This window comes from Clostridium sp. YIM B02555 (assembly GCF_022320955.1).
GTDB classification, from domain to species: Bacteria; Bacillota; Clostridia; order Clostridiales; family Clostridiaceae; genus Clostridium; species Clostridium saccharoperbutylacetonicum.
Genome location: NZ_JAKJJY010000024.1, coordinates 51,689 through 74,171, shown reverse-complemented (window position 1 = coordinate 74,171; position 22,483 = coordinate 51,689). Strand labels below are relative to the sequence as shown.

The window sequence follows — 22,483 nt, the reverse complement described above, 5'->3', positions numbered from 1 at the left end:
TCTTAAATTCTTAAATTCTTAAATTCTTAAATTCTTAAATTCTTAAATTCTTAAATTCTTAAATTCTTAAATTCTTGGCAATTTTATCACTCTCATATATTTATGACAAGGATTATTAACCAAAAAGTTTACATAATGATTTCGCTAACATAACCCCACCTAAACTTAAAGATAGATTAAGAAAAATATTAGCAATTCCAAAAAAATATCTTCCACTGCTTATTAGGTTAATCGTTTCAAGACTAAATGTTGAAAAGGTAGTAAGTCCACCCATAACTCCTGTAGTTAAAAATAACTTTAATTCTGGAGATATTAAATCTGTAGATACACTTAATTCCACTATCATCCCAATGAGAAATCCCCCAACTACATTCACTATCAATGTACCTAATGGAAAATCAGAGTTTATCATCTTAGTTGATTGAATCGTAATTAAATATCTAATTACAGCGCCAATCCCGCCACCTATTCCAACAAATATAATTTTTTGCAAATCGTCACCTCCATTTATCTTTTAAAAATAAACCCGCTTTTTCTCTTCTTTAATTTGTAATTCAATATTTTAATGATTATCGTAAAAATAATTAATACTCCTATTATTAACATAAATTCCATCTCAAATAATTCTTCAGGTAATGCATTTATTATTGGATCAATTTTAGGATCAAAAATCCAATAGTCATTTCTGAAAAATAACTTATGAAATAAATAGAAAGCTTTAGAAAAATCCGTTACAGCCCCTGCAAAAACAGATACAAAGATCACTGCCATTATATTTACGCTACTATTTAAACTTTTTATAAGCTTTTCGGCTAATTTATTATTTCTATTTCTTATTATATGTATAATCATTGCAATTATAAAAACTATACTAAAAACATATAAGGCTATAAATATTCTTTTTACTTCATAAAAATGAATTTTTCCAAAACTGCTCATAGGCACACTATTATATGTTAGTTCTTTTATAAATGGATTCTGAACATAATCTATTGTTCTTTTGTAATTTTCCATTAAAATTTCTGCTGATAAACCAGTATATTTGATTAGGTCATATTTATATATTGCATAGTTATATATACTTGTTATATTTAAAACTAACAAAACAGCAATGGAAATAATTGAAATTGCATAAAATATATGAATAAATAATTTCGATATTCTTCTTATAACTTCTAGAAAGACCTTATTAATATTAAATCACCCCTTTAATAAAATTCTGAAATAAAACCACTTATAATTATAAAATTATAAATGGTTTTATGTAACTTGCCAATATATTATATTGTATTTTTCTCCATAGAAATATTAACTTCAACAGTCATATCTCCAACTCCCATAGTAACACAAACAACTTTATCAGAGCTCGCATTTGCAGTGAATTTTCCATGAACAAGAGTTGGTGTAGAAATATTTATTATAATATTATCTTGTGAAAAATTAGTTGCAACATTTGCCGTTAACATATTTGTAAGTTCTGAAATAGCACTTTGAGCTAATTCATCAAAATCATTTACAGGCATTCCCATCATCATTGCTGATGCAATTTTCTTTGCATCCTCTAATGACAATCCATAGATTACATTACCTTTAATATCACCAATAATACCAACTATAATAACAACTCCTGGGCTTTCTATAAATCTACCCTTAAGACTTACTCCTTTTTTCTCTACTGCTGGCAATCCCAGCTGTGGCATTACATTAATAAAAGAACTTATTATTGGATTTAAATAATTGACATCCATTCCCCTTCACCTCTTCCAAATCCTACACTTATTGATAAATCTCCAAATTGAGTTTTTACATCAGCTGAATATGTAATATCTAATTCTGCTTTTGATATATTAATTGATTCTCCATGAAATGTTGTTGGAGGAGCAACTCTTAATCCAAAAACTTTATTCTTTTTATTCATCATTGAACATGCATTTCCTGCAATCATATTAACTATTTCAGACATAACATTAAGCATTTCTTCATTGTTTTTAGGTTCCCTCTTAAGCAATACCTTTGCTATATTCTGTGCAGTATCAAATGACATATCAAAAATAGTTCTACCTGAGTATTTGCCTATAACTCCCATAACTATAGAAATACCTTCACTAGTTTTTTCTACATTTTCATTACTTTCATTAACTATTTCTGGTATTGTTTTAGTAAGTCTATTGAATATATCCAATACAGCTTGTTTAAACATAGGAGAATATAATTTTTCAACTTCTGAAAATAACTCTTCATCTCCCATAACTCTATTGATTAATAGTGTTAATTCTTCTGCATCAACTGGCTTTTGAGCATATCCAGATACATGTGTCTTTTTAGCTTTCTTTACTATTTCATCATCCATCATAGAACTAACAATTATAACCTTAGTATTAGGATTTATCTTATGTATTTCTCTTGTACATTCAAATCCATCAGTTCCAGGAATAGTCATATCCATAGTAACTAAATCTGGTTTTGTTTCCTTTGCCACTTCAATAACTTCTTCTAAAGAACTTGCCTCACCAACAACATTAAATCCGCTTTCAGTCAACAAATCCCTCAATAAAGCAATTTGAAAAGGTGAGTCATCAACTATCATAATATTCACTTTTTTCATAAATTACACCTGCCCTTTTACTCTTATATTTATAATTAATTCACTTAATCTTAATATATTATTTATATATTTATGTACCTTGAATTCCAAAGCACTTCGACAAGAACCAATAAGTATACTTTTTGTGAATTAACCCCTTAATATTATTATATTTTAAACATTAACAATACTCAACAAATTTAAAAAATTTATCGTTTTTTTAGCATAAATAGTACTCTCTATGTATTTATGTCTTCACTTTCTTTATTTTTGTTTCCATAAGGCACTTCGATAATATCCAAGATAAACATAAAAACTGGAATCCCTATAACTAACCCTAAAACTCCGCCTAAATGTTCTGAAACCAAAAGAATACTTAAAGTATAGAATATTGGAAGCTTTGTTTTTGAAGACATTAACTTTGGATTTAATATATAAGCCTCAAAAGCATGAAGCAATGCAATCATAACAAGCACATATACTACTTGTATTAATCCTCCATTATTAAAAGCAACTATGCTTAGAGGTACTAATGATATAATAACTCCTGCTACAGGAATAAGTCCAAGTAACATTACCATAACTCCAAATCCAAGCAAATGTGGGAACCCGATTATTGATAGACCTATAGCTGAAAGAATTCCATTAATTGTGGCTATTACAATCTGAACCTCAATAACTTTTCCGAAAGATGAAACAAATTTTCTTCCAAAGAACTCTACTTCATCAAAAAACCAACCTATTTTACTTTGTTTAAATTTTGATGTAAATTCACTAACAACTTGCTTCTCTAAAAGTAAAAAAATACTTAAAATTAATGCAATTATAATATTAAATCCTACTCTTCCTATATTAGTTATATAAACTGCAATATAGCTTATACCTTCTGTAGAAAAAATCGTTCCATAAACTTTATCCAATCTCTGTCTTACAAGTTCAAAAATCGGATTACTCTGTGGAGCATTATATATCTGAGTTACTTGCTTAACCACTTGCCTAAATTCATGAACAACTAATGGTAAAAAGTCTATAATCACTATAAACAACATAGCTGTTACCACCAAAGATACTGTCATTATCATCAATTTATAATTTATTCTTATTTTATCCTCAAGTTTATGTATGAAATACTTAGAAACACTATTAATTAGGAATGAGAATACAAATGTTAAGAGTATCAAACTAATCATACTTTTCATTGCATATAAAAATAAGAATATTAATAGTATAGATATAAACCTTTTAAATCCCCTGCTTCTCACAATCTGCATCATACTTGGCATTATTACTACTCCTTATAACTTATATTAAATCTTATTAATCTCTATAATTCTCCAATAAATTCTAAAAATACACCTATCTTTATACTATCAGTTTTACTTTTCCATGTAAATAAAATTAACCTTAAATTAAAGGCTGCCCAAAAGTATTATCATCTAATCAAAATTCAATATTTCAATCACCTAACTTTTAGCCAGCCTTAACCTTAACTACTTAAATTATTTAATTTTAACTAGCAGTTCACCTGTCTTAACTTGTTTTCCTTCTTCTGCAAATATCGCTTCAATTGTTCCTGTACCAGATGCAACAATATTTGTTTCCATCTTCATTGCTTCTATTACAAGTAAACTGTCACCTTCCTTTACACTATCTCCTTCTTTTACAAGAACTTTTATTATAGTTCCAGGAATACTTGCTCCAATCTCTAATTTATTATCAGGATCAGCCATTTTAGATGAATTGTCTACACCTGTATGGTTTATAATTCTTTCAGTTTTATCTTTTATCTTGATTTCTCTTCTATTTCCATTAATTTCAAAATCCAAAGCTCTATTTCCTTCTTCATCTAACTTGCCTATTTCAACTAATTGAATAATCATTGTTTTACCTTCAGCAATTTCAATTTCACTAGTTTCTCCTTCAGCAAGTCCATGGAAGAATACGTCACTACCCATACGACTTACGTCACCATATTCTAATATAGACTTAATATATGTTTCAAATACATCTGGATATAATGCATAACTTATTATGTCCTTCATACATGGAGTAAATTTATATTTATCCTTTAAATATGTTCCAATCTTATCAAAATCTTCTGATGGTAATAATTCTCCAGGTCTAACAGTTATAGGTTCTTCTCCCTTCAATACAAGTGCCTGTAATTCCTTAGGGAATCCTCCTTCTGGCTGACCCATCATACCTTTGAAGTATGATACTATAGAATCTGGGAATGCCATATTTTTAGCTTTTTCAAGAATATTTTCAGGAGTTAAATCATTTTTAACCATGAAAATTGCCATATCCCCAACCATTTTTGATGATGGAGTAACCTTGATTATATCTCCAAGCATATCATTTACCTTTTTGTACATGTGTTTTACATCATTAAATCTATGTCCAAGTCCAAAGCTTTCAACTTGTGGTTTTAAGTTTGAGTATTGACCACCAGGAATCTCAAATTTATAAATTTCAGCACTTCCTGATTTTAAATCTGATTCAAATTGACTATATACAGGTCTTACTGTATCCCAGTAATCAGATAATTTTTGAATACCACTTAAATCAATACCTGTATCTCTATCTGTATTTCCAAGAGCTGCAACAATTGAGTTTAATGCAGGCTGACTTGTAAGTCCTGACATACTATTAAAAGTTGTATCAACAATATCAACACCAGCATCTGCTGCCATTAATACTGTGGCAACACCATTACCAGTGGTATCATGAGTATGAAGATGAATAGGAATTGAAATCTCATCCTTTAATGCAGTTATAAGCTTTTTAGCTGCATAAGGTTTAAGTAATGCTGACATATCTTTTATAGCAAGGATATGTGCTCCCATTTTTTCGATTTCTTTAGCTTTATCTACATAATATTTTAAGCTATATTTATCTCTAGTCTCATCTAAAATATCACCAGTATAACATAATGCAACTTCTGCCACCTTATTACATTTTAGAACTTCATCTAAAGATACTTCTATCCCCTTTAACCAGTTAAGTGAATCAAAAATTCTAAATACATCTATTCCATTTTCTGCTGATTCTTTTATAAATTCTCTTATAACATTATCTGGATAGTTTTTATATCCCACTGCATTTGCTCCTCGAATAAGCATTTGGAACATAACATTTGGAATTCTCTTTCTTAAAGATTCAAGTCTCTTCCATGGAGATTCCTTTAAGAATCTATAAGCAGTGTCAAAAGTAGCTCCTCCCCACATTTCAAGTGAAAATAAGTCATTTCCATAAACAGCTGTTGCCTTTGCAATATTTTTCATATCTTGAGTTCTAACACGAGTCGCCATTAAGGATTGTTGGGCATCTCTCATTGTTGTATCTGTAAGAAGCAGTTTCTTTTGATCCTTTATCCATTTAACTACACCATCAGGCCCATGTGCATCTAATATTTGCTTAGTGCCACTTAATCCATCCAAAGAAGTTATAATTGGAATATCTGGCACATCATATTCCCTTTTCTTTCCTTTAGTTTCATTTACAACTTTTTCTCCAATGAATTTTAAAATTCTATATTCTTCGTCACTTCTTGCTGTAATATCAAATAATTGAGGATTATCAGCTATGAAGTTAGTATCACATTCACCTTTTTTGAACTTTTCATTATTTAGTACATTAATTAAGAAATCTACATTAGTCTTAACTCCTGAGATTGTTAATTCCTTGATTGCACGAATAGATTTTCTTACAGCATCATCAAAAGTTCTTGCATATGCAGTACTCTTTACAAGTAAGCTATCATAATATGGACTAATTATCGCACCACTATATCCATTTCCTCCATCAAGTCTGATACCAAATCCTGATCCAGTTCTATAAACATCTATTTTACCTGTATCTGGAGAGAAATTATTTGCAGGATCTTCTGTAGTTATTCTACATTGAATTGCATATCCTCTTGGTTTTATATCGTCTTGAGAATAAATTCCTACTTCCTTAGAACCCAACTCATATCCTTCTGCTATTAATATTTGACTTTGAACTATATCTATACCTGTAGTCATTTCGGTAATTGTATGTTCAACTTGAATTCTTGGATTCATTTCAATAAAATAATGATTTCCATGCATGTCAACTAAGAATTCTAAAGTTCCTGCACTTCTATATCCTACAGACTTAGCTATTTTAAGTGCATCAGCACAGATTTCTTCTCGTTTTTCTTGAGTTAAAGATAATGCTGGAGCAATTTCGATAACCTTTTGATGTCTTCTTTGAATAGAACAATCTCTTTCATAAAGATGAACAATATTACCGAATTTATCTCCCAATACTTGTATTTCAATATGCTTTGGTCCTTCAATATATTTTTCAATAAACATATCATCATTACCAAAAGCTTTTTTTGCTTCATTTTTGGCATTTCTAAAAGCAGCAAGAAGTTCTTCTTCACCTCTTACTATTCTCATACCTCTACCGCCACCACCAGCAGCAGCCTTAATCATTACTGGAAAACCGCACATTTTAGCAATTTCAAAAGCTTCCTCTTCAGAAGATATAGGTTTTTCTACCCCTGGTATTACTGGCACACCAACTTCTTTAGCTACTATTTTTGATTTGATTTTATCCCCCAATTTATCCATCATTTCTGATTTTGGCCCTATAAATTCTATTCCAGCTTCTTCACATCTTTTTGCAAACTCAGGATTTTCTGATAAGAATCCATACCCTGGATGTATTGCATCTACATGCTTTTTAAGTGCAAGACTTATAATCTCATCAATGTTTAAATAAGCTTCAACTGGCCCCTTGTTTTTCCCTATTTGGTATGCTTCATGAGCCTTAGTTCTAAATAATGCGAACTTATCTTCTTCAGTATATATAGCCACTGTTCTTATGCCAAGTTCATGACATGCTCTGAAAATTCTTATTGCTATTTCGCCTCTATTAGCAACTAACACTCTTTTAAATTTTTTCCCCAATTAAAATACAACTCCTTTGTTATATATTTATAATTCTATAATTAAATTGCTTTAAAAACGTATATTATTATAGAAAACGCTAATTATAGAACTATTAACTAAAATATCTAATAAAATATTTCTATTAAAGAAAATATTCAAGTATAATATTATTGCAATTTTCACAACTAAAATATTGTAATTATAAAAATTACACTTCAAAAAATCAATATATAGATTATATCACATTTCAGCGCATATGATACATAATATTTATCTTTTATATTAATTTTTACATTATTTTATTTTAACAACGAGTCGTTTTATTTTATTAATTATGAAATTATTTTTTTTAATAAATTCATTTTTCTGCATTTATATAAATTTTAGTCAATATATTGCGACGTAATTAATACGTATAATAAATTTATTTTTGCAGCTAACATATGTATTTTTTTATTAAAGATTGCTTATCTTAGTATATATTATCTGCCCATTTTACAGCTTCAATATATATTTCTGACATTTTGCTGGCATCTATGTCAATTTCTTTTGCATAATACATAACATTTTCCCATTGGCCTTTTTCATAGCTAATAGCTAATTTCAACATTTTATTTAAAGGATCATCTTCTTTAATTAAACCATTCTTAATTTCATCAACTATGCACAAATCATTAACTATAATATTAATAGGACAATTTAAAATAACATCTGCTACTGAAAACAATCCTGTCATATATGCTGAAAAAATTCTTTCTTTATATTTGCTCATATTACATATGAACTCACATACTTTTGCTCTTTGTAATGAAATTTTCAATAATTCACTTGCACAATTTCCTTTTAGGTCGTTTAATAAGATAACATAAAGCCATTTTATTATTTCTTTCTCTCCTAAAAAAGTAATTGCTTGTCGTATTGAGCTTACTTTACTTCTTATATAATAAATTGAAGAGTTAATTAACTTCATTATCTTATATGATATTCCCAAATCTCTCATTATTAATTTTTCTAAGTCACTAAAATTAAACTCTTCTTTATTTATTAATTTCAAAATTTTTAAGGCTGTACTTTCAATTGCTGGAATACTTTTTCTTGATAATATTATTGGCTCACTAAAGAAATAACCTTGAAAATATGTATATCCAAGTTCTAAGGCTTCACTATATTCGTTTTTATTTTCAACTTTTTCAGCTAAGAACTTTATATTATTGTTTATTTTTAATAATTCAAATATCTTTTTCCTTTCATATCCTTTTGTAATTCTAAAATCTACTTTTATTATATCCACAAATTCTATAAATTTAATATATTGTTCATCATAAATAAAATCATCTAGTGCTAATGTATATCCCTTATCTTTGAGTTTTTTGCAGGCAAACAATACCTCATCAGTTGGTTCTATATCTTCTAAAATTTCTACTACTGCATGTTCACATGGAAGTAGTGTTGGTATTTCCTTTATGAGCAATTCTTCTGTAAAATTTATAAAAGCTTTTTTATTATCTGCTATATTTTTAATACCAAAATTATAGAACGAGTTCGTTATAACACTTAGTGTTGCTTCATCTCCATTAACACCATTATAGAAATTTTCACATCCATTTCTATATAATAGTTCATATGCAATAACTTCTTTATTCCTATCAAATATAGGCTGTCTCGCCACAAATATATCCACCTAACCCCATTCCTCTCTCTAATAATTACTCTATATAATTTTACCACTTTATTTATAACACTATTACTTTTACTATAATTTTATCATTTGATTCTAGCCAAATTCTAATATAAAGTATCCACTAACCAAAAAAAACTATATAATCCATAAAAGTTTTTAAAATATTATAGATTATATAATCTTTCAACTCTGCTAATTATCTTCAATATTTAAAGTAATATATTTTGAGCACACTTCTTTTAATCTATCAGATAAGTTTATATCATACTCTGTTAATAATTTATTTTTAAGCCATTTAATTTTCCTTACTATTTATGAAACTCTTCCAAGACCTTCAAGTATAACAAAAAGTTTATAATAAATTTCTTCTTCAAATGGAATAAGCAGAATAATTAGTTCTAATAATATCCATTGCTCACAAATTCAAATTTTGAAATATATATATGATGGAATTTATTCGTAAAAAATGTTACGTAGAAGAATACAAGACATGGTATCATAACAACTTTGAATACTTTTACATATTTTCGCGACATTCTAGTATAACCCGCATAATCAATATTTAAAATAATCCTTTAATATTATTAATCAAGTAAAAACTATGTTGTTTAGACAACATATAATTTAAGTAAATCCTCAATTTCATCTTGTGGCAAAGGCTTACTAAAATAGTAACCTTGAATAATATTACAGCCTAATTCCTTTAGTAAATTAAGTTGTTCCTTTGTCTCCACACCTTCAGTAATTATCTTATATTTTAGAGTTTTAGATAATTCAATTATACATCTAATCACCGCCTGATTACTCTCATTTTTAATATCATCAACGAATGATTTATCTATTTTCAGTGTACTAATTGGCAATTTAGTTAAATAATTTAGCGAGGAATATCCAATTCCAAAATCATCTAAAGCAATACTTATTCCATTATTCATAAGTTCCTTTAATTCTTCTATCTTCTCTTTACTAATTTGCATTAAAGTTCCTTCTGTTATTTCTAATTCAATAATTGACGGTTTAATGTTATTTTTCAAGCATCCAGACAATACCTTTTCTATAAAATCACTTTCTTTTATCTGTATTGGAGATACATTTATTGATATTGTATTAAATTTGTACCCTCTGTTTTGCCAAACATTTACATCCTTTAACACCTCATCAAAAACCCATTTTCCTATCTGAACTATAAACCCACTACTTTCAGCAATTGGAATAAATTCATCTGGCGAAACATTTCCAAGTTTATTATTCTTCCATCGCAAAAGTGCTTCAATTCCAATAATTCTATTATTTAAAGAATCTATTTGTGGTTGATAACAAATAGATAATTCTTTATCTATTATTGATTTTTTTAGTTCAACTTCAATTAAGGCTCTTCTAAAATACTCTTCTGATATTTTTTTATCAAAAAAGAAGCATTTATTTTTTCCAATTTGTTTCGATTTATATCTCGCAAAATCACAAAATTTTAATAATTCATCTATTTCTGAACTATCATGTGGAAAAACCGCTATACCTAAACTCACTGTAAGAAAAATCGAATCTCCATTGATTTCAAATGGTTCATTAAGTCGTTCATGAATTTTGTTACATACTTCTTCTATTTCCTTTATGTAATTAAATTGATGGATTATCAAACCAAAGTCATCTCCACCTAATCTGCCTAATTCACCAATTCCAGAAACCAACTCATTAATTGCTTGAGAAAAAACCTTTAAAACGCAATCTCCAAAAACATTGCCCAGATTATAATTCAATGTTTTAAAGTTATCAATATTAATATGTATTAATGCACCTTTTTTATTATTATGTTTATTTTTCTCTATTGAATATTTTAATTTTTTCAAAAAAAAGATCCTATTTGGTATTTTAGTTAAGCTATCGCATCCTTCAAATACATTGTCTTCCGTGACATTAACTATTATTCCCGAAAATAAATCGTACGTTTCAGCTTTACCCTTAATTATTTTACCCTTAATAAAAATCCATCTCACTTCTCCATTTTGAGTTTTAATTCGAAATATACTTCTATATAAGGTTGACAAACCTTTAATATAATTATTAAATTCTTCTATTGCTAATATTTTATCTTCTTCATATGCAATACTTTCTATGAATTCAAACATATTACTAATATTTTCAAATTTACACCCAACTATTTCTTGCACTTTTTCATAAATTATCATTTCACCCTTGTTTATACACCATTCTAAAACTCCAAAATCTCCTCCCTCAATAGCGCGACTCAATATTTCTTCATTCTTTATGTTGTATAAATTATGCATATTACACACCTCTTATATATTCATTAAATATTAATTCAAAAGGCTTATACGTCACTATTAAAACGCTCAATATGTATTAATAGTACAAAATAGTTATTTTGTACTATTAATGTATATATAAATATATAATTTTTAAATAAATGTAAAATTGTAACTGTCTATTATTGGATAAAAATTAAAAATGATAAGATTCTGAGCAAATAATTAGCTAATAGTATTCTTAAATTAATAATATTTGGATTTTATACAATTTTATGCTATACTGAAACAATACAAAATAACTATTTTGTATCATTTTCATAAAATACGTCATTCTTTTTGTAAAATCATATAATAATGTCAGTTTCATAAAGGAGGATAAATCATATCTAATGAAAATTTTCAACTTCGATGTAACCAAAATATTAGAATATTATTCGACGTCTCTAAAAAAACTTCGTTTTAGAAATAAAATAGATATCAATAGTTTGGCCCTTAGTATAACTTATATATATTTTTTATCATTAATTATATTTCCTATATATTATTATATGATAACGGTCTTTTTCTTTTCCAATAAGTCACTAACTTTAACTGTAAATATGATTACCAATTCACTATTTATATTCATAGCTTTATTAATAAGTTACTTTTTTATTAATAAAAGAATTCTAGAATTATTAAAATCAAAAAATGAGTTACAATCTTCAAATATCTTACTCGAATCAGCTTTAGAAAGTTCACAGGAACTCATGTTTTTCTCTTTGGACAAAAATTATCGTTATATTGCTTTTAATAATATTTATAAAGAATTTATTTTTCTTTTATACAAAGAGGAAATAAAAATTGGTATGAATATATTTGATATTATTAAAAATGGTACTAATAAAGAAGGTATTAAAAGTGATTTTGATAAAATCTTTAATGGCGAGAGTTTCACTACTATCAATAAATATTCAAATTTATATTGGCAAAGTTACTACTCACCATTAATATCAAAAAAGAATTCAATTGTTGGATTAACATCTTTTGCACTTAATATCACTACACTAAAAGAAAATGAAAACAGAAGTTTATTTTTAAGCTATCATGATGAATTAACCGGACTTTATAACAGACGCTTCTATGAAGAAAATTTAAAGCACATGGATATCAAAAATAATTATCCAATTTCCATTATTGTGTCGGATGTGAATGGGTTGAAATTTACAAATGATGTATTTGGTCATGTGGCTGGGGATGAACTTATAAAAACATTTGGTGAAATTCTGCAAATATTTTGTAAAGAAGAAGCTGTTATTGCTCGCATCGGAGGGGATGAGTTTCACATAGTACTTCCAAATACAAATTCTCTACAATCGAAACAGCTCATAGACAATATAAACGACTACATACAAAATAATCCCATTGAGAAAAGTGTTTTATCTGCTTCATTTGGCACAGCAACAAAATATAATTCTTATAAAACATTAAATAAAATATGCAATAAAGCTGATAATTCTATGTATAGTCAAAAACTTCTTAATAGAGATATTTTTGAATCTAAATTATTAAACTATTTAACTTCAAATTTAAATGATAGCAGTTTAGTCCAACATTTTCATGGAAGAGAAGTGAGTTTACTTTGCAAGAAATTAGGCATTGCATTAGGTTTAAGTACAAATCAAATAAGAAAACTTGAATTAGCAGGCTTATTTCATGATGTCGGTAAAATAGCAATTAATTGCGATATATTATCCAAACCTAATCAACTTACTATGTCTGAATTAAATGAAATAAAACGTCATTCTGAAATCGGATATAAAATACTTAACTATTTAAATGAATATAGAAATATAGCTAACTATGTATTATATCATCATGAAAGAGTCGATGGTCTTGGCTATCCACAAGGATTAAAGGGCAATAAGATACCTTTCTTTTCGAGAATTATACATGTTGCCGAGGCTTATCATTCGATGACAACTGACACCATATATAGAAATGCTTTAGATATTGAAGATGCCGTAAATGAACTAAAACTAAATGCAGGCAGCCAATTTGATACATATATTACAAGAACCTTTATTGAAAAAGTTTTATGTGTTAATTGGGACTAAACTATTTATCAAATAACTATCCTTCTATATCCTATTCTAAGATGATTATTATGTACTTTCTTCAAAAATAATTGGTTTTAAAATAATTATATGTTACAATAAAACAGTTCAAAAAATATATATTGACTAATTTTATCATAAGGAGGTTAATTTTGAAAAATAATTCTAGTGAAAGAATAAAATATTTAACACAATCCGAAGCAACGAGACTCTTCGACTCAATAGAGAACTCTTTCGATACACATAAAACAAGAAATCTAGCTATTTTTAGAATTGCTTATAGATGTGGTTTAAGAGCTTCTGAAATTTCATTATTAAAATTCGAAAATTATAATAATTCTAAAGGTGAACTTTATTGTAAAAGACTAAAAGGAAGTAGCAATAACACTATAAGATTAGACCAAAAAACCAAGCAAATTTTAGATAGCTATATTTTTGAAACAAATATAACTGATGAATCTGATTTTCTATTCAAAAGCCAAAAAAGTAAGCCTATCTCAAGGCAAACCCTTGACTATTTGATGAAAAAATATTGTTCTTTAGCTAATATTTCTGACAAAACCAAGCATCATTTTCATGCATTGAAACATACTACTGCAGTTCATTTAGCTGAATCAGATATGGATATAAAAGAACTTCAGTGGTGGTTAGGACATAAAGCTATATCTAATACTGAAATATACTTTCAATTTACCACAAAGCAACAAGAAAGAATGTATAGTAAACTTAATGAAAAAAGTGAAATGGTGTAACTTCAACTTCAATACATTGCTGTAAATATTTCTAAATAGGTAATATATTTTTCATTTTACTTATAAACAAAAAATAAGCCAGAAATTACTTCTGGCCTCATTAATTAAAATTTTATTGAGTTACACTATTTATTGCTTGACTATTAATTTCATTGATCTTTTTAAGTTTTGCATAACCAACAAAACTTAATACCAATGATGGGATTACAAATACTAGATATAATATAAATACTACCCCACCTACAGAATATAGTATCCCTCCTGTTAATGCAAATCCTCTTTTATTAGTGAAATATGCAACCCAATTAAAAATTGCTGCCAATACAACCAATATCATATGTGGAGTAACTAAAGCAGTAGCTATTGCTCCCCCAATTTGTTGTGCATCCCCTGAACCTTTTGTCATAACTCCACTAAAGTAGCTTATTAGATATATAGCGTATAAGGCCCCCAATATCCCTGATACTAACAGTGCTTTAGAATGTTTCATTATTATTTCCCCTTTCTTATATATATAAGATAATTGTACATTATTTCATCTCATTGTCAATTGTAACAATTAATTTATAAATATTTAATTTATGGTAAAAAAGTAGAGCTAGGAGATTAAATCCCAGCTTATATTAAAATTTAATAATTAATTTTAAATGGTTCGTCTTTTAATGTAGTTACAACATCATCTTTAGGCATTATTTTAAATTTACCTTCTATAGCTTTAAAGTTTTTATCTACTTTATCTTTCATTAAATCAATTGTAGTTTTAGCTTTTTTGCCTTTTAGTACATCAGCACTAAAAATCGGATCCATCATAGTTCCATCAACTGAAACATCTCTTAATTGTATTGTAATATCTTTGTCGCTTTTATTTTCTATTTCAACTTTTATCTGTGGACCAATAGTTGCATCTCTATCTATCCCAGTATAAGTAACTTTAGCGAATTCATCCTCAAAAAGAACTTTACTTTCTTCTTTTTTTGCATCATCTTTTTTATCATTAGAATTAGTATTTGAAACACTTGCTGCCTCTTTTGATGAATCATTAGATTTAGTATCTCCACATCCAACAAAACTTAATACAGTTACTGCACACAATAAAACGCTAATTATTTTCTTTTTCATTATTATTTCCTCCCTTAGAATATTCTATTATAATTGTACACGATATGTATTTATTGTCAAATATTTTACATAAAGGGAAAATAAAAAACACGTTTCGTATATTTTCCGTAAATAATCACGTTTCTCCAAAAAGCTATTTTTGAACAAACGCAAGAAACACGCTCTCTTAAATTTCCTAAAAAAGCGTGTTCCTTAATCCTATCGTTTATATCTCTTAAACAAGTTAGATAGGCACTTAACGATACATTGTGGAGCGAATGGGATTTGAACCCCTAATAGAGTTGCCCCTATACACACTTTCCAGGCGCAAATCAAAAAATTATAAGCTAGAAGAGTTGTATTTCTACACCTTCGCGCGATTATTACTTTCAAATATCTTCACGATGTTATTGTCATTAATAGTATACTTTTACTTTTAATAAAAAAAATTTACCACATTAATATATAGATAAAATAAAGCTAGAGCATTAAACTCTAGCTGCATTAATTTATTTTATTTTCATGAATGTATCTTCATATTTCTTTGCATCATCTGGAGTAAGCTTTTTATCAAGTCTTAATAATACACCAGCATCATTTATGTAACTATATTCAGCTACTAGTGGCATTTTTTTACCTATGCCATCAATATACTCTTTTCTGTTTTTAGCATCTTCTTTATTAGCAAAAACTTCAATAGATCCATTCGTAAAATTAATTTTAGACGTATATTGATTTGGTCTTCCTAATAGTTGGTTTTTATCATTTTCAGCAGTTGTCACTTCTACATTTTCAATAGCAACCCCAGACTCTTTTAATTTATTTCCATATTCTTCAGCTGTAAGCTTTTTAGCAGATCCTCCACATCCAATTAATACAAACATCATTAAGCTGCATAGTAGTATGCTTAATATTTTTTTCATTTATTCATCCCCCTAAGTAGTTATATTATATATTGTACCTAATATGGGAATTTTGTAAAATCAAGTATAATTATCTACTTGTAGGGAAAAATAAATTTGGGTTTGACAAATGCAATTTTGCTTTAACTAAAAATAAACTTATTTTATTACTAAATAAAAACATGTATAGATTGTACTGCCAGTATATACATGTAATACATTATTAAATACGAATATGAAGAATTTAATAATTTCATTTGAACAATTATCTCCAACAATAAAAGCTATTCTGCTTTCTTCTTCCTTCTCAAACTTTTTATGTTTAAAAAATAGATGTATACTTATCTCATATATCCAAATATCATAATTATCAATTACATAAAAAAATAATCACACGTTTTGAATATTTTTCAATAAAAAACGTGTGACTTAATTTTCATACATCCTTAAAGCGGAGCACACCTGGAAGCGTTCAAAACACTAGTGGCGGAGAGAAGGGGATTTGAAAGCTTTCTCATCATTTCTACAACTCCAGTATTTTCAACATCTATAGACTTTTATTTCATCATCTGATTACAATTTTGATTACAAAAGATATGTTTTATTTCAATCTCTAGTGGTAAATTTCTATTAGTTTATATTAAATTTTCTTTATATAAAACATACAGTTCAACATCAGCATCTTTGTTACAGCTATATCGTGTGACTGATTTCTCATTTTTCTTATACTCTGTTTTATAATATTTTTATTATTAAATTATTTAAACTGTTAGAAACAGCTTGAATAATTTAATAATTATCTGTTAACACTCTTTTTGTTTGATATGTAGATTTTAACTTAATCATAATGATATACTAAAAGAAAATTTAACTTTATGAGCATTATTTTTACAGAGAGGAAGTGTTTAAAATGCAAAGTAATATAAATCTCTCAGATCTTGAAAAGATAATTCTGAATAAAATACATGATCATATTAGCCGAAATGAAAAAGTTGGTATAAATACAGTAGCACAGGAATGTTTTGTTTCAAAATCAGCAATTATAAAATTATCAAAAAAATTTGGATACAGTGGATATAGTGAAATGTATTATACCATTCTTGCATCTACTAATCATGCACTTAAGTTAGACTTTTCTGATAATATTGTTGATACATATAAAAGTGATTCTTTAACAATTCATATTAATATGCTTGTAGAATTACTAAGAGAATATAGAGAAAAAAGAATTTATATTGATTCTCTAGGCTTTTGTGATAGCGCTAAGGAATATTATTTACAAAAATTATTATCATTTGGATTTGATGCAGCTAGCAGCTATCATTACGAAGCCTTTAACAAAAATAAATCCGGACTCTATTTTTTCCTTTCTTATTCTGGGGTAAGGTCAGAAATTCTTGAAAAGGTTAACGTAGCTATTGAGAATAATTTTAAGGTTGTAGCTTTTACTTCAACTAAGGATTCTCCATTGGGCAAAATAGCTCATATGACAATAGAAGTTGCTGGAATAAAATCAGATAAGGAACATTATATACCTAACTTTTTCACTTCAAATTTAATAATATTATTAGAATTAGTATTAAGCAAATATTCTAATAAATATTTATCACCCAAAAAAACTAGCACTTATGAACTCAATTAAATACGGTGCCATGCTATAAAAGGGCTGTTAAAAGTAGATTATTGTGTAAAAATCTTTACACTACACTCTATTAACAGCCCTTTTTATATTTGCGGCTCAGTGAACTTTTTCACTAAAGGTAAACATTATCATAAAAGTAGTGAATCCATTGATACTATATATAATCTAGAGTATGCTAAAAACAAATAAAAGGAGGTACATATTTATGAAAGAAAAATTATTATCATTAAGTCAAAAATTTTCACAAGCTGCAGTGCAACCTGTAATGTTTTTAGCAATTATGGGAACTGGTCTTGCTATTGCTGTCATAATGCAACTCAGTTTTATGCCATCATTTGTTATTTTTATTGGAACTTTATTAAAGACCATGATGAATGCTATGCTAAATAACCTTTCTATCATTTTTTGTGTTGGATTAACAACTGCATTTGCCAAAACAAAAAAAGTAGATGCCGCTATTATTAGTCTTATTGTTTACATTATCTTTTTGGCTGGAAACAATGCATGGCTTACTTCACAAAATATGCTGGCTCAGCCTGGTGCTATGGGGTTATTTGGAACTGGACAAAATCTTGTTTTAGGGTTCCAGGTAGTAGACATGAATGTATTTTTAGGAATAATACTCGGATGCATCACTGGATATGTATTTAATAAAGTATCTAATATACAATTTGTAGAAATGTTTCGAGTATACGGTGGATCACGATTTGCATTTATAATTATGATACCAATTACTTTAATATTAGCAATTGTGCTTAGTTATGTATGGCCTGTTATGAATTATGGCATTTCTTGCTTATCAGTATTCATGAAAGGTGCAGGCGCATTAGGCGTATTTGTATATGCATTTGGTAACAGATTTTTAATTCCAACAGGATTGCATCATTTGTTATGGATGCCATTTTGTTTCACTGGTTTTGGAGGAACCGCCCAAATTGACGGTAATACTGTACAAGGTGCTGTAAACATTTTCTATGCAGAAATGGGTAGTGGTGCTAATTTGACAGCTATTGATCCTTCAATAAGATTTGCTACTTTTGGATTTGCAAAAATCTTTGCAAGCTTAGGTATAGTTCTTGCTATGATAAAAACTGCAAAGCCAGAAAATAAAAGTACTGTAAAAGGCTTGCTTATACCAGCACTCTTCGTTTCAATGGTAGCAGGTATTACAGAACCTCTTGATTTCGCATTTCTTTTCATATCACCATTACTTTGGCTAGTACATGGATTACTTACAGGCTTTTCAGAAATGCTGCTTTGGGTATTGGGCTCAAGAACCTATTCAATTTATGGCTTACTTGATACTATAGTTTGTAATTCTGTTATAGATCCAAAACTATCTAAGATATACATTTTCTTTGCCGTTGGTATTGTAATGGCTATAGTATGGTACTTCACCTTTGTTTTCTTAATTAAAAAATTTGACATTAAGACACCTGGTAGAGAAGAGGAACCTCTTAATAATAAGACAAGCTATGATTCTTCTACAAATAATAGTTCTGATAATCAAAATCCTGAATTATTTATTGAAGGGCTAGGTGGTGCAGAAAATATTGTAGAAGTAAACAACTGCTTTACACGTTTAAGAATTGATGTAGCTGACATCAACAAAGTAAATAAAGAAATAATTAGTAAAGGAAAACAAAAGGGTGTTGTTATTAAAGGAAGCAACGTACAGATTATTATTGGAATGACTGTAGAATCTGAAAAAGAAAAACTTGTTAATGTATTAAACATAAAAAAACAAAACATAAAAAAGGAGTAATGTAAAATGAAAAAATATTCAATTTGTATTGTTGGTGGAGCAAGCCGTTACACACCAGATATGCTTGCCATGTTATGTAACCAAAAGGATAGATTCCCTTTAAAGAAGATTGTCTTATATGATAATGAAAGCGAACGCCAAAATATAGTTGGAAAATATGCTGAAATATTATTTAAGGAATATTATCCGGAGTTAGAAGAAATTATATACACTACTGATGAAAAAGAAGCATTTAAAGACATAGATTTTGCACTTATGCAAATTCGTGCAGGAAGATTAAAAATGCGTGAAAAAGATGAAAAGATTTCATTAAAACATGGATGTCTTGGTCAGGAAACATGTGGACCTGGAGGATTTGCTTATGGATTACGAAGTGTTCCTGCTGTTATTGATTTGATAAAAAATATTCGTACTTATTCTCCAGAATGTTGGATTTTGAATTATTCAAACCCAGCTGCAATTGTTGCAGAAGCAACAAAAAGAGTATTCCCTGGGGATTATCGTATTATCAACATTTGTGATATGCCAATTGCAATTATGGACATTTATGCAAGTGTGCTTGGATTAAAGAGAAGAGATTTAGAACCAAAATATTTTGGTTTAAATCATTTTGGTTGGTTTACACATATCTTAGATAAAAGGACTGGAGAAGATTATTTACCTAAATTAAGAGAAATATTAAAAACTCCAGTAGATGTACAGACTGAGCCTCTTTTCCAAGAACCTTCATGGAAAGCAACATTTGAATTCATGAGTCAAATGATTAATGATTATGATGAATATCTGCCAAACACATATTTACAATATTATTTATATCCAAAAAAGATGAGAGATAAAGAAAATCCAGAATACACTAGAGCTAATGAAGTAATGGATGGAAATGAAAAAGAAACTTACAACAGACTGCATGAAATTATATCTTTAGGCAAAATACGTGGCACTAAATATGAAATAACTAGTGACGTAGGATGTCATGCAGAATATATAGTTGATTTAGCAACAGCAATTGCTAATAACACAAATGAAATTTTTCTAACAATAACAGAAAATAATGGAGCTATTCAAAATGTTTCACCTGAAATGATGGTAGAAGTCCCATGTCGTGTTGGAAATAATGGTGTTGAACCATTAGCAGTAGGAAGTGTACCTACTTTTTACAAGGGACTTATCGAAAACCAATATGCGTATGAAAAATTGTCAGTAGACGCATGCTTAGAAGGAAGCTATCAAAAGGCATTGCAGGCACTCGTATTAAATCGTGCAGTTGTAAATACTAATATTGCTAAAGAATTATTAAAAGATTTAATAGAAGCAAACAAAGGATATTGGAATGAACTCCGTTAGATTTTAGCTGATTCATAACATAGAATTGATACTCTTGATTAGAAATTAGTAGTTGCAATCAGGAGTATCAAAACATATATGCTTATGTTTATTAAATATATGAAAATTTATATAACTAATAAAAGATTATAGTGGAGGTTACCATAAATGTTTAACAAATTATTTTCCAAAAATATTAGTGAATCTATATTTGCTTATGCTTCTGGAGATCTTGTAAAAATTGAAGATATTCCAGATCCTGTTTTTAGTCAAAAACTTATGGGAGAAGGTGTTGCGATTTTACCTTCAAATGGTCAAATCTTTGCACCTGTGGATGGAGAAATCATCCTAATTGCAGAAACTAAACATGCTTTTGCATTAAGAACTGCTCTTGGGGAAGAAATTCTTATTCATATTGGGCTTGAAACTATGAATCTCAACGGGCAAGGATTTAATTTCCATATAAAATTAGGGGATAAAGTTAAAAAAGGTCAGATTATTGTTGAAGCAGATTTAGATTTTATTAAAGAAAATGCAAGCAGCACAATTATTCCCATGATTATTACAAATAGTAATGAAGATCGTTTTAATTTTAAGTGGGAAGATATTAATAAAGTTAAAGCTGGAGAAACAAAACTATTTGAAACGCAGTTAAAATAGCATTATTAAGGTAAAAGTAAGTATTAAAAAATCCATTTTAGATAAATAAATATTATAACAAGTATGGTTACTTTTAATTATCTATACAAACATCAAAAGTATCTTAAGTTCCAGTAACTAAAGAACTTAAGGCATTCATTCACATCAGAATTAGTAAAAAAGGTGTATGTATGAATGTAGTTTCTGAAATACTCGGTCACTCTTATGCGTCTTTTACCACAAATATGTATACTCATATAGATACTGACCAAAAACTTGATGCTGTTAATTCTCCATAATACTAAAAATATACTTGGTAAATTGATGTTTTATACGGTAGTTTAGGGTATAAATTTCAATAGTTCTTAAACCAAAAAAATGCCTGACACCTTAGTTTTGCTAAGATCTCAGGCATTTCTCTTATCTAATTTCATTGGCGGAGAGAAGGGGATTTGAACCCCTGATAGAGTTGCCCCTATACACGCTTTCCAGGCGTGCTCCTTCGACCACTCGGACATCTCTCCATATATTTGTAATTTTATGCTTATTTATAATAGCATATTATTAGTAGTAATTCAACTGAATGCTTATAGTTTTGTTTATCATTCTAATATGTTCATTTTCTTAAAATCACTCTAGCAAAAGTTTCAATATTGTTTCATTATATAGATATCCAATTTAATAATCAAACTTATAAATAGAATATACATGCATCATTGAGAAATTATAATCATAACACTACACTAGAAATTAGATACATATTTGTGCAAGCGGCATATGAAATTAAGCTGTGATGGTTATTAGTGGAAGGT

At 28.2% G+C, this 22,483-nt stretch carries 17 protein-coding genes and 1 tRNA gene; 6 read left to right on the top strand and 12 right to left on the bottom strand.

Annotated elements, in window-relative coordinates:
- Positions 1-115: 115 nt before the first annotated feature.
- From crcB to L3B98_RS24075, 8 genes are all read right to left on the bottom strand, one after another.
- Positions 116-493 (bottom strand): fluoride efflux transporter CrcB, encoded by a 378-nt coding sequence (gene crcB / locus L3B98_RS24110; RefSeq protein ID WP_238918533.1) that lies wholly within the window; start codon positions 491-493, stop codon positions 116-118.
- A gap of 14 nt (positions 494-507) precedes the next feature.
- Positions 508-1,161 carry a TIGR01906 family membrane protein gene (locus L3B98_RS24105; protein ID WP_077366570.1) on the bottom strand — a complete coding sequence of 218 codons (654 nt, stop codon included), beginning with the start codon at positions 1,159-1,161 and terminating at the stop codon, positions 508-510.
- 119 nt (positions 1,162-1,280) lie between these two features.
- Entirely contained in the window at positions 1,281-1,748 is a 468-nt protein-coding gene (locus tag L3B98_RS24100; protein ID WP_015395665.1) for a chemotaxis protein CheX, read from the bottom strand.
- The gene (locus L3B98_RS24095; RefSeq protein WP_077366571.1) at positions 1,730-2,605 is read right to left on the bottom strand and encodes a response regulator; all 876 of its coding nucleotides are present in this window, start codon (positions 2,603-2,605) and stop codon (positions 1,730-1,732) included. Before L3B98_RS24095 ends, L3B98_RS24100 begins: the two co-directional genes overlap by 19 nt.
- A gap of 218 nt (positions 2,606-2,823) precedes the next feature.
- A complete protein-coding gene (locus L3B98_RS24090) occupies positions 2,824-3,855 on the bottom strand; it encodes an AI-2E family transporter (protein WP_275298495.1) in 1,032 nt (343 codons plus the stop codon).
- 228 nt (positions 3,856-4,083) lie between these two features.
- Entirely contained in the window at positions 4,084-7,524 is a 3,441-nt protein-coding gene (locus tag L3B98_RS24085; RefSeq protein ID WP_238918531.1) for a pyruvate carboxylase, read from the bottom strand.
- A 454-nt stretch (positions 7,525-7,978) separates the two neighbouring features.
- On the bottom strand, positions 7,979-9,175 hold the full coding sequence (locus L3B98_RS24080; RefSeq protein WP_238918530.1) for an HDOD domain-containing protein: 1,197 nt from the start codon (positions 9,173-9,175) through the stop codon (positions 7,979-7,981).
- Between the two features lie 620 nt (positions 9,176-9,795).
- Positions 9,796-11,472: a GGDEF and EAL domain-containing protein gene (locus L3B98_RS24075; RefSeq protein WP_238918529.1), complete on the bottom strand. Its 1,677-nt coding sequence runs from the start codon at positions 11,470-11,472 to the stop codon at positions 9,796-9,798.
- A gap of 830 nt (positions 11,473-12,302) precedes the next feature.
- On the opposite strand from L3B98_RS24075, the gene L3B98_RS24070 reads away from it, so the two are divergent.
- Both L3B98_RS24070 and L3B98_RS24065 read left to right on the top strand, forming a co-directional pair.
- Positions 12,303-13,550 carry an HD domain-containing phosphohydrolase gene (locus L3B98_RS24070; RefSeq protein ID WP_238918528.1) on the top strand — a complete coding sequence of 416 codons (1,248 nt, stop codon included), beginning with the start codon at positions 12,303-12,305 and terminating at the stop codon, positions 13,548-13,550.
- 152 nt (positions 13,551-13,702) lie between these two features.
- A complete protein-coding gene (locus tag L3B98_RS24065; RefSeq protein ID WP_238918527.1) occupies positions 13,703-14,302 on the top strand; it encodes a tyrosine-type recombinase/integrase in 600 nt (199 codons plus the stop codon).
- 112 nt (positions 14,303-14,414) lie between these two features.
- On the opposite strand, the gene L3B98_RS24060 is transcribed toward L3B98_RS24065, so the two are convergent.
- The 3 genes from L3B98_RS24060 to L3B98_RS24050 all read right to left on the bottom strand — a co-directional run bounded on the left by L3B98_RS24060 (position 14,415) and on the right by L3B98_RS24050 (position 16,323).
- On the bottom strand, positions 14,415-14,792 hold the full coding sequence (locus L3B98_RS24060; protein ID WP_077366575.1) for a hypothetical protein: 378 nt from the start codon (positions 14,790-14,792) through the stop codon (positions 14,415-14,417).
- Positions 14,793-14,932: 140 nt separating this feature from the next.
- Positions 14,933-15,421, bottom strand: coding sequence for a hypothetical protein (locus L3B98_RS24055; RefSeq protein ID WP_238918526.1), 489 nt, complete (start codon positions 15,419-15,421; stop codon positions 14,933-14,935).
- A gap of 488 nt (positions 15,422-15,909) precedes the next feature.
- Positions 15,910-16,323 carry a hypothetical protein gene (locus tag L3B98_RS24050; protein WP_238918525.1) on the bottom strand — a complete coding sequence of 138 codons (414 nt, stop codon included), beginning with the start codon at positions 16,321-16,323 and terminating at the stop codon, positions 15,910-15,912.
- An 889-nt stretch (positions 16,324-17,212) separates the two neighbouring features.
- Between L3B98_RS24050 and L3B98_RS24045 the strand changes: the two genes are divergently transcribed.
- From L3B98_RS24045 to L3B98_RS24030, 4 genes are all read left to right on the top strand, one after another.
- Positions 17,213-17,944 carry a MurR/RpiR family transcriptional regulator gene (locus L3B98_RS24045; protein WP_077366578.1) on the top strand — a complete coding sequence of 244 codons (732 nt, stop codon included), beginning with the start codon at positions 17,213-17,215 and terminating at the stop codon, positions 17,942-17,944.
- 205 nt (positions 17,945-18,149) lie between these two features.
- Positions 18,150-19,709 carry a PTS transporter subunit EIIC gene (locus L3B98_RS24040; protein WP_015395682.1) on the top strand — a complete coding sequence of 520 codons (1,560 nt, stop codon included), beginning with the start codon at positions 18,150-18,152 and terminating at the stop codon, positions 19,707-19,709.
- Positions 19,710-19,715: 6 nt separating this feature from the next.
- The gene (locus tag L3B98_RS24035; RefSeq protein WP_238918524.1) at positions 19,716-21,053 is read left to right on the top strand and encodes a 6-phospho-alpha-glucosidase; all 1,338 of its coding nucleotides are present in this window, start codon (positions 19,716-19,718) and stop codon (positions 21,051-21,053) included.
- A 147-nt stretch (positions 21,054-21,200) separates the two neighbouring features.
- Entirely contained in the window at positions 21,201-21,692 is a 492-nt protein-coding gene (locus tag L3B98_RS24030) for a PTS glucose transporter subunit IIA (RefSeq protein ID WP_077366581.1), read from the top strand.
- A 413-nt stretch (positions 21,693-22,105) separates the two neighbouring features.
- Here L3B98_RS24030 and L3B98_RS24025 read toward each other — a convergent pair.
- Positions 22,106-22,195: transfer RNA gene (locus L3B98_RS24025), tRNA-Ser, on the bottom strand.
- Between the last annotated feature and the right edge of the window lie 288 nt (positions 22,196-22,483).

Coding starts and splice junctions, on each gene's coding strand:
- L3B98_RS24075 (WP_238918529.1), bottom strand. CDS start 11,472: ATGCATAATTTATACAACATAAAGAATGAAGAAATATTGAGTCGCGCT.
- L3B98_RS24095 (WP_077366571.1), bottom strand. CDS start 2,605: ATGAAAAAAGTGAATATTATGATAGTTGATGACTCACCTTTTCAAATT.
- L3B98_RS24045 (WP_077366578.1), top strand. CDS start 17,213: ATGCAAAGTAATATAAATCTCTCAGATCTTGAAAAGATAATTCTGAAT.
- L3B98_RS24100 (WP_015395665.1), bottom strand. CDS start 1,748: ATGGATGTCAATTATTTAAATCCAATAATAAGTTCTTTTATTAATGTA.
- L3B98_RS24040 (WP_015395682.1), top strand. CDS start 18,150: ATGAAAGAAAAATTATTATCATTAAGTCAAAAATTTTCACAAGCTGCA.
- L3B98_RS24070 (WP_238918528.1), top strand. CDS start 12,303: ATGAATATATTTGATATTATTAAAAATGGTACTAATAAAGAAGGTATT.
- L3B98_RS24060 (WP_077366575.1), bottom strand. CDS start 14,792: ATGAAACATTCTAAAGCACTGTTAGTATCAGGGATATTGGGGGCCTTA.
- L3B98_RS24055 (WP_238918526.1), bottom strand. CDS start 15,421: ATGAAAAAGAAAATAATTAGCGTTTTATTGTGTGCAGTAACTGTATTA.
- L3B98_RS24050 (WP_238918525.1), bottom strand. CDS start 16,323: ATGAAAAAAATATTAAGCATACTACTATGCAGCTTAATGATGTTTGTA.
- L3B98_RS24030 (WP_077366581.1), top strand. CDS start 21,201: ATGTTTAACAAATTATTTTCCAAAAATATTAGTGAATCTATATTTGCT.
- L3B98_RS24035 (WP_238918524.1), top strand. CDS start 19,716: ATGAAAAAATATTCAATTTGTATTGTTGGTGGAGCAAGCCGTTACACA.
- L3B98_RS24090 (WP_275298495.1), bottom strand. CDS start 3,855: ATGCAGATTGTGAGAAGCAGGGGATTTAAAAGGTTTATATCTATACTA.